The sequence below is a fragment of the Sphaerisporangium album genome, assembly GCF_003323745.1.
Classification (GTDB): domain Bacteria; phylum Actinomycetota; class Actinomycetes; order Streptosporangiales; family Streptosporangiaceae; genus Sphaerisporangium; species Sphaerisporangium album.
Genome location: NZ_QOIL01000013.1, coordinates 64,997 through 79,879 on the forward strand (window position 1 = coordinate 64,997; position 14,883 = coordinate 79,879).

Here is a 14,883-nt window from a genome sequence, read left to right on the forward strand (position 1 = left end):
GACGAAGGACGATAGATGAACCCGCCCGCGCCTCCCAGCCCTCCCACCGCCGCGTCCGAGGCCGCCGAGCCCGCAAGGGCGGCCCCTGAGGCGGACGCCGCCCGTCCGCAGGGCTTCCCCATGCGCCGGGGCTGCCCCTTCTCCCCGCCCGAGGAGTACGCCCGCCTGCGTACCGAGGAGCCCGTGGCCCGGGTCACCCTGCCCACCGGACGTGAGGCCTGGGTGGTCAGCCGCTACGAGGACGTGCGCGAACTGCTCGCGGACCCGCGGATCAGCGCGGACATCCGCCGCCCGAACTTCCCCGCCCTCGGCGAGGGCGAGCAGGAGGTCGGGGCGCGGCTGCGGCCCTTCATCCGCACCGACGCCCCCGAGCACACCCGCTACCGCCGGATGCTGCTCCCGGAGTTCACCGTCCGCCGGATCCGCGCCATGAGGCCCGCCGTGCAGGCCATCGTGGACGGCCTCCTGGACTCCATGCTCGCCTCCGGCGGCCCCGTCGACTTCGTGCCCGCGTACGCGAACGCCGTCTCCACCTCCGTGATCTGCGAACTCCTCGGCATCCCCAAGGAGAACCTGGAGTTCTTCCGGGACGTCACCCGCGTCTCCGGCTCCCGGAGCAGCACCGCCGAGCAGGTGGCGGAGGCCCTCGGCGGCCTGTTCGCCCTCATCTCGGGCCGGGTCGAGCGGCGTCAGGAGGAGCCGGGCGACGACCTGCTGTCCAAGCTGGTGGCCGGCCACCTGCGGACCGGCAACGTCACCGTGCCCGAGCTTCTGTCCACGGTGGGCATCACCATCAACGCCGGGCGCGAGACCAGCACGAACATGATCGCCCTGAGCACCCTGTTGCTCCTCCAGCGCCCCGACCTGGCGGAGGAGCTGCGGGCCGACCCCTCGCTCATGCCCGCCGCCGTGGACGAGCTGCTGCGGGTGATGTCGATCGCCGACTCGATCCCGCTGCGGGTCGCGGCGCGGGACATCGAGATCTCCGGCGCGGTGGTGCCCGCCGACGACGGCGTCATCGGCCTGCTGGCCGCCGCCAACCACGACCCCGAGCAGTTCCCCGAACCGGAACGGGTCGACTTCCACCGCCCGGAGAACCATCACGTCGCCTTCGGCTACGGCGTGCACCAGTGCATCGGCCAGCATCTGGCCCGGCTGGAGCTGGAGGTGGCCCTGGAGACGCTGCTCCGCCGCGTGCCCACGCTGCGCCTGGCCGTACCGTACGAGGAGGTCGAGTTCAAGCACGACTCGGCGACCTTCGGCATCGAGCGGCTGCCGGTGACCTGGTGAGCGCCCGTCCCGCCGTCCCCGCGCCCGCGCGGGGCGGGGACGGCTCCCTATGGCGTTCGAGCCCGTGGATCCGCTGCTGGAGCCCCCGCCCCGCGGCCCGGCTGCGGCTGGTCTGCCTGCCCCACGCCGGAGGCGGCGCCAGCGCCTACCGTCCGTGGGCGGCCCTGCTGCCGCCGGAGGTCGAGCTCCTGACCGTCCAGTACCCAGGCCGTGAGGACCGCTTCCAGGACCCCCTCGTGGACGGCATGCAGGACCTGGTCACGCGGATCGCCGGCGCCCTGACACCGGCGCTCGACCGTCCGTACGCCCTGTTCGGCCACAGCATGGGCTCGGCCGTCGCCTGGGAGCTGGCCCACGAGCTGCGCCACCGGGGCGCGCCCGCGCCGCGGCGGCTGTTCGTCTCGGGGCGCGAGGCCCCGGGCACCGCCACGGCCGGCGAGGTCCACCGTCAGACGGACGAGGTGCTGTGCCGGGAGCTGGAGCGGCTCGGCGGCACCAGCCTGGAAGTACTGGCGGACGACGGAGTGCGACCGTTGGTGCTCGGCTACATCCGCAACGACTACCGCCTCATCGAGACCTACCGCCCGGTGCCGCGCACGCCGCTGAGCTGCCCGATCGCCGTCTTCGCGGGCGAGTCGGACCCGGAGCTGACCCCCGGGAGCGCCGGCGGCTGGGCAGAGCTCACCACCGGCCACACCGAGGTCCGGTCCTTCCCGGGCGGCCACTTCTACCTCAACCGGCAGCGCCGGGAGGTCGTCGGGGCGGTGCTGCGGAGGCTGGACCCGTCGCTGGCCAGAGGGGATCACCGGTGGCCGAGCACCCCATGACCACCAGGCCGTCCTCCCGCGCAGGAGCACTCCCGTGATCGACTACTACTCGGCCTCCGCCGAGTTCTACGAGATGGTCGCCACCCGCCACACCGCCAGCAGCGGACCACCGCTCGCCCGGGTGCTCGCCGGCGTCGACGTCTCGCACGGCCCCGTGCTGGAGATCGGCGCAGGAACCGGCCGGATCACCGAGGCCATCGCGTCCGCGCTGCCCGAGGCGGAGATCGTCGCCGCCGAGCCGTCCGCCACCATGCGCGCCATGCTCACCTCGCGGGTCGCCCGCGACCCGGACCTGCGCCGCCGCGTGACCGTCACCGACGGCGCGGCGCAGGACCTCGACCTGCCGGAGCGGCTCTCGGCGGTGGTGATCTTCGGCGTGGCCGGGCACCTCACCGCCGCCGAGCGCGTGTCCCTGTGGCGGCGGCTCGCCGACAGGCTGCCCACCGGCGGCGTCATCGTCGTCGAGCTGATGGGTGTGTCCGCCCCGCGCGTCATCCCGCCGGTGATGTCCCTGCGGGAGACCATCGGCCGCCAGACGTACGAGTGGTGGATCGGCGGCGAGCCCGCGCAGGGGGACGCCATGCGCTTCACCACCGTCTGGAAGGTCCTGCGGGACGGGCGCACCGTCCGCGAGGTCTCCGACGAATACGACTGGCACACCTTCGACGTCGCCCGGCTCGCCCGCGAGGCGGGAATGACGAGCCGCCGTGTCACCGAGGCCGGCGGCCAGGCCATCCCCGAAATCGGAGTCCTCGTCAAGTGACCCAACGCACCTCACCGCCGGCCCCGCCCGGCATGCCCGCCGAGCACCGCCGGCCGGGCCCGCCCGGCGCGTCCGCCACGTCCGCCGCTCAGCGTGAGCCGGGCCCGCCCGCCGCGCACGGCGAGCCCGGCCCGCCGCACGTGCCCGGGGCGCCGCCGTCCCCGCTGCTCGGCATCCTGCGCGAGGTCCGGGGCCGTCTCGCGCCGGCCGTCGCCCTCCAGGCCGCCGGAGCGCTCGCCGGTGTCATGCCCTTCATCGCCCTGGCCCGGATCGCCGTCCACCTGACCGGCGGCTCCCCGCCCTCCGGGGACGACCTGTGGCCGCTGGTCACCCTCGCCTGCCTCTCCGGTCTCGCGGCCCTGGCCCTCGGGTCCGCGGCCGGCTTCGTCAGCCATCTAGCGGACAACGACCTGCAGCTCACCCTGCGCCGGCGGCTGGCAGATCACGCCGGGCGGCTGCCCCTAGGGTGGATCACCGCCAGGGGCGGGGCCGAGATCGAACGCGCCGTGCGGGACGACGTGCGCGCGCTACACACGCTGGTCGCCCACACCCTGCTCGACGTCACGGCCCTCTTCACCGCCCCCGTCCTGGCCCTGGCCTATCTGCTGACCGTCGACTGGCGCCTGGCCCTGCTCAGCGTCCTCCCGCTCGCCCTCGGCGCCCATCTGTTCGGCCGGGCCATGTCGGGAGCGGCGGCTCAGATGGGGGAGTACGGCGCGGCCCTCGGCCGGATCTCCTCGGCCGCCGTGGAATTCGCCAACGGCATCGCCGTCCTGAAGACCTTCGGCCGCGGCCGCAACGTCCACGACCGTTTCCTGTCCGCGACCGACGGCTTCTCCGACTTCTTCACCGCCTGGGTCCGCACCACGCTGGTGGCCTCCACAGGGGCCCTGCTCGTCGTCTCCCCGGTGCTCGTGCTGCTCCTGCTCGTCGTGACCGGGGCCGTGTTCGTCGTGAACGGGTGGACGACCGGCGCGGCCCTGGTGCCGTTCGTGCTGCTCGGGCCGGTCGTCGCCGCGCCCATGAGCGTGGTCGGCACCCGGATCCAGCAGATCCGGGCGGGCCAGGCGGCCGCGGCCCGGATCGCCGGCCTGCTCGCCACCCCCGTCCTGCCGCAGACGGCGACGCCCGCCACGCCGGAGGGCTCCCGCGTCTCGATGCGCGACGTGTCCTTCTCCTATGACGGGCGCTCCGACGTGCTGCGCGGCATCGACCTCGATCTGGAGCCCGGCACCGTCACCGCGCTCGTCGGCCCGTCCGGATCCGGCAAGTCCACCCTCGCCTCGCTGCTGCCGCGCTTCCACGACGTCACCACGGGCGCCGTCACCATCGGCGGCGCCGACGTCCGCGACGTCCCGGCCGCCGAGCTCTACCGCCACGTCGGGTTCGTCCTGCAGGACGTACGCCTGCTGCGCGCCTCCGTCGCGGACAACATCCGCCTCGGCCGCCCGGAGGCCACCGGCGAGGAGGTCGAGCGGGCCGCCCGCGCCGCCCGGATCCACGACCGGATCGCCGCGCTGCCCGGCGGCTACGCCACCGAGGTAGGGACCGGCGTCGCGTTCTCCGGCGGCGAGGCGCAACGCCTGTCCATCGCGCGGGCCCTGCTCGCCGACGCGCCCGTCCTCGTCCTGGACGAAGCCACGGCGTACGCCGACCCGTACTCCGAGGCGCTGATCCAGACCGCGCTGTCCACGCTCGCCGCCGGGCGCACGCTCCTGGTCATCGCGCATCGGCTGTCCACCGTCCGCCACGCCGACCAGATCGTGGTGCTCGACGGCGGGCGGATCGCCGAGCGCGGCCGCCACGAGGAACTGCGGGCCGCCGGCGGCCGCTACGCCCGGCTGTGGAAGGCCCAGGCACGCGCCGGCGCGTCCCAGGCACCGGCCGGGACAAAGGCCCGGGAACGCGCCGGCGGACCAGGGGCTCCGGCCCCGGCCGCCCTCGGCCTCCCCGACGACCCCCGGGAGGGGACCCCGCGATGATCCGCCATCTCTACCGTGTCCTCGGGCCCGGAGGATCCGGCGCCCTGAACCGCCTCCTCGCCGTGCAGGTCGGCGCCGCCGTGCTCCAGGGCATCGCGTTCGCCCTGCTGGTGCCGGTGCTGCGCGCCCTGCTCGGCGCGAACCCGGGTGAGGTCTGGCCGTGGCTCGCCGCGCTGGCGGCCTGCTCGCTCGGCTACGCCGTCCTGCAGGCCATCGGCCTGAGCAGCGGCTTCACCGTCGGCTCCCGGCTCTCGCGTGTCCTCCACCGGCGGCTCGCCGACCGCGCCCTCGACCTGCCCCTCGGCTGGTTCACCGCCGGACGGGCCGCCGAGCTGAGCCGCCTGGCCGCCCAGAACGTCGTCCAGGTCATGAACATGCCGGCGCACCTGCTGCGCCCGCTGACCGGCTCTGTGCTCACCCCGGTCACGATCGTGGCCGCCGCCTTCTTCTTCGACGGGCGGGTCGCGCTCGTGCTGCTCGTGTGCGCGCCGGTGCTGCTGGGCGTCCACGTGTGGAGCACCTCGGTGATGCGCAGGCTGGACCAGGGCCGTGACGGCGCGATCGGCGAGTCGGCGGACCGGATCCTGGAGTACGCCCGGAACCAGCCGGTCCTGCGCGCGTTCGGCCGGACCGCCGACGGCTACGGGGCGCTCGACGACGCGCTGGTGGCCGAGTCCCGCGCCGACCGGCGGATGATCGTCCGTGGCGTGCCCGGCCTGGTGTCCTTCGCCTTCGTCACCCGCATGGTCTTCGCCCTCCTGCTCGCCCTCGGAGTCTCGTGGGTCCTGGACGGCTCCCTGGACGTGCCGACCCTGCTCGCCCTGCTGGTGCTCACCGGCCGGCTCACCGACGGCCTTTCCGCCGCGGCCGACCTGGGGGCGGGGACGCGGATGGCCCGCAACAGCCTGGAACGGCTGGCCGCCGTCCTCGGCGCGAGCCCCTTCCCGCGACCGGCAGAACCCCTGTCCCCCAAGGGGGCCGACGTGGAGTTCGACGGCGTCTGCTTCGGCTACCCGCAGGACGCCACGGCCGCGGCCGTACCCGCTGGACTGCTCGCCGACGTGAGCTTCCGCATCCCCGAGCGCAGCATGACCGCTCTCGTCGGACCGTCCGGCGCCGGCAAGACCACCGTCGCCCGGCTGCTCGCCCGCTTCTGGGACACCACCGACGGCACGGTCCGCGTCGGGGGCGTCGACGTCCGCGACATCACTCCCGAGGAACTGGCAGCGACCGTCTCGATCGTCTTCCAGGACGTCTACCTCTTCGAGGGCACGATCGAGGACAACGTCCGCGTCGGCGCCCCCGACGCCGGCGACGAGGCGCTGCGCCGCGCGGCGGTCATGGCCGGGCTGGACCAGGTGGTGGAGGAACTGCCCGATGGCTGGGCCACCCGCGTCGGCGAGGGCGGCGCCGCCCTGTCCGGCGGGCAGCGCCAGCGCGTGTCCGTCGCCCGGGCCCTGCTCAAGGACGCGCCCATCCTCGTCCTGGACGAGGCCACCGCCGCGCTCGACCACGAGAACGAGGCCGTGCTGACCTCCACCGTCCGGGCCCTGGCCGCGGAGAAGACCCTGCTGGTGATCACCCACCGGCTGAGCACCGTCCTGGCCGCCGACCAGGTGCTCGTCATGGAGGACGGGCGCATCACCGAACGCGGCACGCACGACGAGCTGCTCGCCGCGGGCGGCACCTACACCGGCTTCTGGCGTCAGCGGACCGACGCCGAGGGCTGGCGGCTGGAGGCGGCCCGATGAGCGCGCCGACCCTGACCGGGACGACCGGCGACGCGCACCGCCGCGCGGGCGTGACGATCGACGCCGCGGGACGCCGCGGGCGGACGGAGTGGGCGGAGTGGGCGCGGGCCGTCGCCCCGCTCAGGTACTCCGTCGTCCTCGACGGCCCGGACGACCCGGCCCGCGCCGCGGTGCTGCTCGCCCAGGCCGGCCTCGGCGAGGAGCACGCCGTGTACGAACACGCCGGAGTCTGGTACTTCGCCGCGGGCTCCGCCGTCTCGCTCACCGCCGGCGCGGCCGAGATCACCGCGCGTGCCGGCGGGCGCACCTGGACCGTGGCCGCCGACGGCCGGCCCCTGGACAAGGTGGCCGAAGCGCTCGCGGCGCTCCGCGACACGGGCGCGTCGGACCGGCACGTGTACGGCTGGGCCGCCTTCGAACTCGCCCACCTCCTGCACGGCGATCCGGACGCCGCGGGAGGCGAACCGCTCCTGTACGTCATGGCGCCGTGCGCGGAGGTAGCCCTCAGCCGGGGGAAGGCCGAGCTACGCGCGGTCGACGACGTGTGGACCAGGAGGATCGCCGCCCTGCTGCGTGACGCCGCCACCCCGGGCCCGGGAGCGCGCACCGTCATTCGGGCGGACGCCCGGGCCGAGGCCGCGGCGGACACTGGGACCGAAGCCGCGGCGGACGTTGGGGCCGGTGCTCCGGCGGGCGGCCGGGCGGGTGCCCCGGTGAGCGCTCGGGCCGGTATGCCGGCGGGGGCTCCGGCCGGGCGGGACGCGGGACGCCTCATCGCGGTGGACGGATCCGCGTACCGGCGGGCGGTCGCCCACGGCATCGCCGACATCCAGGCGGGCCTGCTCGACAAGGCCGTCCTGTCCCGTACCGTCCCGCTCCCCGAGGGGACCCGGGTCGACTTCGCCGCCTCCTACCTCGCGGGACGCCGCGCCAACACCCCCGCGCGCTCCTTCCTCCTGGACCTCGGTGGCCGGCGGGCCGCCGGCTTCAGCCCGGAGACCGTCGTGGAGGTGGACGCGAGCGGCCGGGTCTCCACTCAGCCGCTCGCGGGCACCCGCGCGCTCGGACCCGACCCCGCCGAGAACGCCCGCCTGTGCGAAGAACTCCTGGCCGATCCGAAGGAGGTCCACGAGCACGCGATCTCGGTACGGCTCGCCTGCGAGGAGATGGAAGCCGTCTGCCGCCCCGGCTCTGTGGTGATCGAGGAGTTCATGGCGGTCAGGGCCCGGGGGTCGGTGCAGCACCTGGCGTCCCGGGTCGCCGGACGGTTGCGCGACGGGCTGGGCCCGTGGTCGGCGTTCGCGGCGCTCTTCCCGGCCGTCACCGCCACCGGTGTGCCGAAGGCCGCCGCCCTCGCCGCCCTGAGCCGCCACGAGCCCGGACCTCGCGGGCTCTACGGGGGAGCGGTGTTCCGGGCCGGGACCGACGGCTCCCTGGACGCGGCGCTGGTCCTGCGAACGCTGTTCGGACACGAGGGCCGTACCTGGCTCCGCGCCGGGGCCGGGGTCATGGGGCAGTCCACTCCGGAGCGCGAGTACGAGGAGACGTGCGAGAAGCTCCGCAGCGTCCTCCCGCACCTGCGGTTTCACGGCGAGTGAGGCGACTGCTCACAGTGGCCGTCCTGCCGTGCAAATGGTCGACCGGTGACCATGCTGTGAGACGTGCGGCGAAGAGCCGGTGCGCGCAGCGAGCGGAACGCCACTCGACCTGCGAACTCCCGTGATATCCGGGCGTCTCCCGATGCCGGGGGGCGCCCTCCACAGGGGCGGCGCATGAGGTTCCCGGTTTCCGAAATGTTTCGGGATTGCAACATGGGCCTTTTCCGTGATTGCACGCTTGGCTACCATCATGTTTCGCAATTGAACCGAAAATTTCGGGGGCGAAGACCGAGGGAGCTCAATGAGACGTTTCTTAGCCATCGGCGCCGCCGTGGTCACGCTGGCCGGCGCGCTGACCGCCGTGCCGGTTCTCGCGGCCCAGCGGCACCCCACGGTGGCCGAGCAGAGCCTGCGCGCGCTCGCCGCCCGCCACGACCTCGCCATCGGCACCGCGATCGACATGGAAGCGCTGCACGACGCGGCCGATCCGCAGTACCGGGCACTCGCCGCGTCGCAGTTCTCCACCGTCACCGCCGAGAACGTCATGAAGTGGGAGGCTCTGGAACCCACCCGGGGTGTGTACAACTGGGGTCCCGCGGACGAGCTCGTCGACTTCGCCCGCAGGAACGGCCAGCGGGTCCGCGGTCACGTGCTGGTCTGGCAGAACCAGCTGCCCGCCTGGCTCACCCAGGGCGTCAACGACGGGACGATCAGCGACGCGCGGCTGCGCGACATCCTGCGCGACCACATCACCGCCGTCGTCAAGCACTTCAAGGGCAAGATCTGGCAGTGGGACGTCGTCAACGAGGCGGCCAGCGACCCGTGGGACAGCCCGTCGTCGATCCACCTGAAGGGCTTCTGGGCCCAGCACCTCGGCCCCGGCTACATCGCCGACGCCTTCCGCTGGGCCCGCGCCGCCGACCCCGGGGCCCTGCTGTTCTACAACGACTACAACATCGAGGCGTTCGGGGACCGCGGCCCTTCCGACAAGACCTGGTACGTCTACACCATGGCCAGGCAACTGCGCGCGAGCGGTGTCCCCATCGACGGCGTGGGCAGCCAGGGGCATCTCGGCACGCAGTACGCCGACTACGACGCCTTCCAGGTGGGCGAGGTGCTCGACGCCTTCTCCGGCCTCGGGCTCGCCACGGCGTTCACCGAGGTGGACGTGCGCAGCCAGATGACCGCGGGCGTGCGCGCGGGCGACCCGGCCGAGATCAACCCCCGCCTCCAGGCGTCGGCGTCGAACTACAGCGTGCTCCTGCAGGCGTGCCTGGCCGACCGGCACTGCCTCAGCTTCACGGTGTGGGGATTCACAGACAAGCACTCCTGGGTGCCCGGCTGGTTCAGCGACCCCCCGGAGGGCCTGGCCACCCTGTACGACGAGTCCTACCGGCCGAAGCGCGCCTACAACGTGGTCAAGGCCGACCTGGCGTACGCCGGCCCGCCCTACGTGCTGCCGAGGATCCCGCAGAAGCCCAGGCGATGAGCGGCGTCGCGGGGCGTCCTCGGCCCGGACGCCCCGCGGCGGGCACCATCTCAGAGGGCGGGCCGGGGCCGCGTGGCGCCGGCCCGCCGTTCGGCTCAGCTTCCGTAGACCTCGAAGGTGAACAGGGAGTACCCGTACGCCGTGGCGCGGGTGGTGCCGTAGATGCGGACGTAGCGGGTGGAGGCGTTCAGGCCGGTGTTGTCGTCCTCGCCTCCGTTGCCGCCGGTGATGGACCGGGCGGTGGTCCAGGTGGTGCCGTTGGGGGAGGTCTGGATCTGGTAGGCGGATCCGTAGGCGGCTTCCCAGACCAGGCGTACGCGGTTGATGGTGTAGGTGGCGCCGAGGTCGACCTGGATCCACTGCGGGTCGGAGAACGCGCTGGACCAGCGGGTGGTGGTGGAGGCGTCGACCGCGGCCGAGGCGGGGTAGGCGGCCGATTCGACGCTGGACGCCGTCGCCGGCTTGTTCAGCGCGAGGTTGGTCGCCGGCTGCGTGCCCCCGGACTCCTTGACGCGGATGTTGCGGAACGCCACCTGGTCGGCGGCCCCGTGGTTCTGGATGCCGATGTACCCGTCGAGGTTGCGGTTCGGGTCGGTGTTGGTGAAGTCGTTGACCAGCGAGCCGTTGAGGTACACGCGGATGCGCTGGCCCTCGACGAGGATCTCGTAGGTGTTCCACTCCCCGGGCGGGTTCAGCGCGGCGTCGCGCGCCGCGAGGTCGGCCGACTTGAAGCCGTAGATCGAGCCCGTGGTGCGGTCCGCCGTGTCGGTGGCGTCGATCTGGATCTCGTAGCCCTGGTTGACCGCGACGTTCGGGTCGTTGCCCGGGTTGGGGAAGCCGACGAAGATGCCGGAGTTGCTGTCCCCGGTGAGCTTCCAGTCCGCCTTCAGCGAGTACGAGGTGTACTGCTTGGCGTTGTACCAGAACAGGCCCATGCCGCCGACGGAGGACAGCGTGGCGTCGGAGTTGGTGAAGCTGCCCGGCCCGGACTGCGCCCAGCCGGTCGTGGAGCCGTTGTAGAGCGTGGTGTACCCGGTCTCGGGCCGGCAGTCGGCCTGGGCGCGCTTCGCCGCGTACCGGATGCCGCCGAGCAGCTGGCTGCGGAAGCCCGCCTCCGTGAAGGACGCCTGGGTGTGGCCGAAGCCGGTGTAGAACGACCGCCCGCCGTCGACGGTCTTGCACCAGGTGATCGGGTGGTCGGCGCCCATCGAGCCGCCGGAGTAGGAGGACTCGTCGAGCGTCGCGAGGACGCGGGCCGTGCCGCGCGGGTTCGTCCGGTAGTTGTACAGCTCGTCGGTGCGGGTCCAGGTCTGCGGCAGGTGCGCGGTCGCCGGGTGGGCCCGGTTCTCGGTCTTCGAGTTGACCTGCTGGATCGCCGGGTGGCTGGCGAACCACGCCCCGGCGAGCTGGCCGTAGAACGGCCAGTCGTACTCGGTGTCCGCGGCGGCGTGGACGCCCACGTAGCCGCCACCACCGCGGATGTAGGACTCGAACGCGGTCTGCTGGGTGGGGTTCAGCACGTCGCCGGTGGTGCTGAGGAAGACGACGGCCTCGTACTGCGCGAGGTTGGCCGTGGTGAACGCGTTCGCGTCCTCGGTGGCGGTGACGGTGAAGCTGCCCGCCGCGCCGAGGTCGCGGATGGCCTGGATGCCGTTCGGGATGGAATCGTGCCGGAATCCGGCGGTCTTGGAGAACACGAGGACGTCGTACGGCGCGTCGGCGGCTTCGGCCGCAGTCGGGAAGAACGTGCAGGCGGCGAGCGCGATGGCGGCGCCCACGCCTGCGAGAAGTCTGCGCATGGATCCTCCGGTCGTGGCGGGCACTGGGGGGTGGGAGGCACGGCGGGTGAGGGGCACGGCGAGGGGGAGGGGCGCCCGTGCGCGGCACGGGCGCCCGACCTCATCGGTGCTTCGGGTCCGCCGTTCGGCTCAGCTTCCGTAGACCTCGAAGGTGAACAGGGAGTACCCGTACGCCGTGGCGCGGGTGGTGCCGTAGATGCGGACGTAGCGGGTGGAGGCGTTCAGGCCGGTGTTGTCGTCCTCGCCTCCGTTGCCGCCGGTGATGGACCGGGCGGTGGTCCAGGTGGTGCCGTTGGGGGAGGTCTGGATCTGGTAGGCGGATCCGTAGGCGGCTTCCCAGACCAGGCGTACGCGGTTGATGGTGTAGGTGGCGCCGAGGTCGACCTGGATCCACTGCGGGTCGGAGAACGCGCTGGACCAGCGGGTGGTGGTGGAGGCGTCGACCGCGGCCGAGGCGGGGTAGGCGGCCGATTCGACGCTGGACGCCGTCGCCGGCTTGTTCAGCGCGAGGTTCGTCCCCGTGGGGGGCGGCCCCGTGCCGCTGGTGAACGAGAACGAGTCGAGGTCGAACAGCGAGCCCGCGCCGCCGGTGAAGACCAGGTACAGGGCCTGGGTCCCGGACGGCGGCGTCACGGTGCCGGTGACGTTGGCCCAGGTCTCCCAGCCGCCGGTCGGCGCGACCGTGGCCGTGCCGATGACCGTCCCGGTCGCCGAACCGGCCCGCAGGGTGAGCGTGCCGCCGGCGCCGGCCGACGCGACCCGCGCCGTGAACGAGGTGACCCCGCTCAGGTTGTACGGCGTGAACGAGATCCAGTCCCCGTTCTCGATGTACCCGACCGCGTTGCCGCCGTTGGCCGTCGGCTTGGCGACGACCGTCACACCCTGCTGGGCGCTGTAGTGCTCGGCCTGGCGGGTCCGCGGCTGCAGGACGGCCTGCGGCGCGTGGACGGCCGTGGTCGAGCCGACGGGGGTGTACTCGGCGTCGAAGACGCCGAAGATGTTCGCGGCGGAGTCGTGCTCACCGTCCACGGTGGTCTGGATGGTGCCCGAGCACCCGGTCGCGCTGGTGATCGGGTGACCGTGGCTGTCGTGGCCGAGAATGTAGGTGATCTTCACCCGGTTGCAGTCGACGGTCCCCGCGTTCGGGTCGTTGACGGTGATCTGGAACGGGATCGCGTCGCCGAAGCTGAACACCCGCCCGTTGACCGGCAGGTTGAGCGTGACCGTCGGCTTGCCGATGTCGATCGTGACGCTCGCCGTGGCGCTGCGGCCGGTGTTGTCGCTCACCGTCAGCGTCGCCGTGTACGTTCCGTTGGCCGTGTAGGTGAACGTCGGGTTGGCCGCGGTCGAGTCGGTGCTGCCGTTGGTCTGGAAGTCCCAGGCGTAGGTGATCGGGTCGCCGTCCGGGTCGGTGGTGCCGGCCGAGCTGAACTGCACGGTGAGCGGCGCGTTCCCGGACGTCGGGTTGGCGGCGGCCACCGCGATCGGCGCCCGGCCGGTGCCCGTGCTGTACTCGATCCTGTAGAGGGCCGAGTTGGCGTCGCCGCCGAACCAGCCGGTGCCGTAGTCGAGCACGTACAACGCGCCGTCCGGCCCGAACTCCAGGTCCATCACCTGGGTGCCGGTGTAGGCGGGGAAGGCCTCGATCGTGCCCACCGCGCCGCCGGCGCCCAGGGTGACCGCCTTGATCCACCGGCGGCCGAACTCGCCGATGAACACCTTGCCGCTCATCGACGCCGGGAACTTCACGTCCGAGTTGAGCGCGGCGTCGTAGTTGTAGACCGGGCCGCCCATCGGGGACAGGCTGCCGCAGCACAGCTCCTGCCGGTCCTGGCCGCCGCCGTAGCCCAGCCAGGCGGCGCGCGAGGCCGGGAGCTGGGTGATGCCGGTGTTGTTGGGCGAGTTGTTCACCGGACCGCCGGCGCAGTTGAACGACGCGCCGGAGGGGCCGTTCGGGAACGTGAAGTCGACGTACGGCGCGTTGTAGTTCGAGCAGTACGGCCAGCCGTAGAAGCCGGGCTGGGTGATGCGCTCGAACGAGACCGTGCCGGCCGGGCCGCGGGTCGCGCTCGCGGTGCCCGCGTCGGGACCGTAGTCACCGAGGTAGACGGTGCCGGTGGCCCTGTCCACGCTCATGCGGAACGGGTTGCGGAAGCCCATCGCGTAGATCTCGGGCTTGGTGTTCGCGGTGCCGGGCGGGAACATGTTGCCCGCCGGGATGGTGTAGCCGCCGTTCGCGCCCGGCTTGATCCGCAGGACCTTGCCCCGCAGGTCGTTGCTGTTGCCGGCGGTGCGCTGCGCGTCGTAGGCGGGGTTGCGGTCGGCACGCTCGTCGATCGGCGTGTAGCCGCTGGACTCGAACGGGTTGGTGTCGTCGCCGGTGGACAGGTAGAGGTTGCCCGCCGCGTCGAAGTCCATGTCGCCGCCCACGTGGCAGCACATGCCGCGGCTGGTGGGCACGTCCAGGATGGTGACCGCCGAGGCCGCGTTGAGGGTGTAGTCGGCGTTGACCGTGTACCGGGCCAGCCGGTTCACGCCGTTGAACGGGGCGAACTGGGCCGGCGTCCCGTTGGCCGGCGCGTCGCCGCCCGGGGTGGACAGCGGCGGCGCGAAGTAGACGTACACCCAGCGGTTCGTCGCGAAGTTCGGGTCGGCCTTGATGCTCTGCAGGCCCTCCTCGTCGTGCGTGTACACCGGGATGGTGAGGGCCACCTTGGTGTTGCCGAGCACGTCGGTGTAGCGGATCGTGCCGTCGCGCGACGTGTGCAGGACGCCCCGGTTGGGCAGGACGGTCAGGCCCATCGGCTCACCGGTCTCCGCCACCCCCTTGGCGAGCGTCACCTGGGTGTAGCCGGGCGCCGCGAGCGCCGCGGCGTCCCGTGCGGCCTGGGCGGGAGGGCCCAGGCTGAGGGCGGCCGTGAGCACGGCGGCCCATGAGACGAGCTTTCGTAACATGATCGGTGGTCTCGCTTCCTGTCGCAGGAGTCCAGACAGGCGTGCGCCGATCACGCCAACGACGCCGCGAGGTGTGGGATCCGTCAGCGACGTCGTTCGGACAAACTGTGTACCGCCGGAGGTGAAAGAGTCAACAGGTCTATGTCAGGGGTTGTGAGTCATCTTCTGGTGCGGTGATGCGAATACGGAGTGAGCCGGGGTCGCGGAACCCCGGGTGATCGGTACGGCACGCGTGCCTGTCCCGGCCGCCGCCACACGGTGCCTGGTCCTATGGACGAGGTGGTTCGCTCCCGGCCGTTCCGGCTCTGCGGCCGCGCGCACGCGCGGCGGTTCGAGCCGGCAGCCCAGTTCGGCCTCGGAAAGCGACTCCTCGTCGCGCAGGAGACGAAGAGTGCGGTGCTGCGGTCGCGAATCGCTGCACCTCCTGAA

The 14,883-nt window shown here is 72.8% G+C and carries 9 protein-coding genes; 7 read left to right on the plus strand and 2 right to left on the minus strand.

Annotation, left to right across the window (positions count from 1 at the left end):
- The first annotated feature begins 15 nt into the window (after nt 1-15).
- From DQ384_RS22760 to DQ384_RS22790, 7 genes are all read left to right on the plus strand, one after another.
- Nucleotides 16-1,290, plus strand: coding sequence for a cytochrome P450 (locus DQ384_RS22760; RefSeq protein WP_114030905.1), 1,275 nt, complete (start codon nt 16-18; stop codon nt 1,288-1,290).
- Nucleotides 1,287-2,117 (plus strand): thioesterase II family protein, encoded by an 831-nt coding sequence (locus tag DQ384_RS22765; RefSeq protein ID WP_220183073.1) that lies wholly within the window; start codon nt 1,287-1,289, stop codon nt 2,115-2,117. The genes DQ384_RS22760 and DQ384_RS22765 overlap by 4 nt, the downstream gene beginning before the upstream one ends.
- A gap of 34 nt (nt 2,118-2,151) precedes the next feature.
- Nucleotides 2,152-2,880: a class I SAM-dependent methyltransferase gene (locus tag DQ384_RS22770; RefSeq protein WP_114030906.1), complete on the plus strand. Its 729-nt coding sequence runs from the start codon at nt 2,152-2,154 to the stop codon at nt 2,878-2,880.
- The gene (locus tag DQ384_RS22775; protein ID WP_245966702.1) at nt 2,877-4,862 is read left to right on the plus strand and encodes an ATP-binding cassette domain-containing protein; all 1,986 of its coding nucleotides are present in this window, start codon (nt 2,877-2,879) and stop codon (nt 4,860-4,862) included. Before DQ384_RS22770 ends, DQ384_RS22775 begins: the two co-directional genes overlap by 4 nt.
- Complete coding sequence (locus tag DQ384_RS22780) at nt 4,859-6,613, plus strand: ABC transporter ATP-binding protein (RefSeq protein WP_114030908.1); 1,755 nt, start codon at nt 4,859-4,861, stop codon at nt 6,611-6,613. The genes DQ384_RS22775 and DQ384_RS22780 overlap by 4 nt, the downstream gene beginning before the upstream one ends.
- Nucleotides 6,610-8,211, plus strand: coding sequence for a salicylate synthase (locus DQ384_RS43680; RefSeq protein ID WP_114030909.1), 1,602 nt, complete (start codon nt 6,610-6,612; stop codon nt 8,209-8,211). The genes DQ384_RS22780 and DQ384_RS43680 overlap by 4 nt, the downstream gene beginning before the upstream one ends.
- A gap of 301 nt (nt 8,212-8,512) precedes the next feature.
- Nucleotides 8,513-9,700 carry an endo-1,4-beta-xylanase gene (locus tag DQ384_RS22790; protein ID WP_114030910.1) on the plus strand — a complete coding sequence of 396 codons (1,188 nt, stop codon included), beginning with the start codon at nt 8,513-8,515 and terminating at the stop codon, nt 9,698-9,700.
- A 95-nt stretch (nt 9,701-9,795) separates the two neighbouring features.
- On the opposite strand, the gene DQ384_RS22795 is transcribed toward DQ384_RS22790, so the two are convergent.
- Both DQ384_RS22795 and DQ384_RS22800 read right to left on the minus strand, forming a co-directional pair.
- The gene (locus DQ384_RS22795) at nt 9,796-11,499 is read right to left on the minus strand and encodes a ThuA domain-containing protein (protein ID WP_114030911.1); all 1,704 of its coding nucleotides are present in this window, start codon (nt 11,497-11,499) and stop codon (nt 9,796-9,798) included.
- Nucleotides 11,500-11,628: 129 nt separating this feature from the next.
- A complete protein-coding gene (locus tag DQ384_RS22800; protein WP_114030912.1) occupies nt 11,629-14,454 on the minus strand; it encodes a carbohydrate-binding protein in 2,826 nt (941 codons plus the stop codon).
- Between the last annotated feature and the right edge of the window lie 429 nt (nt 14,455-14,883).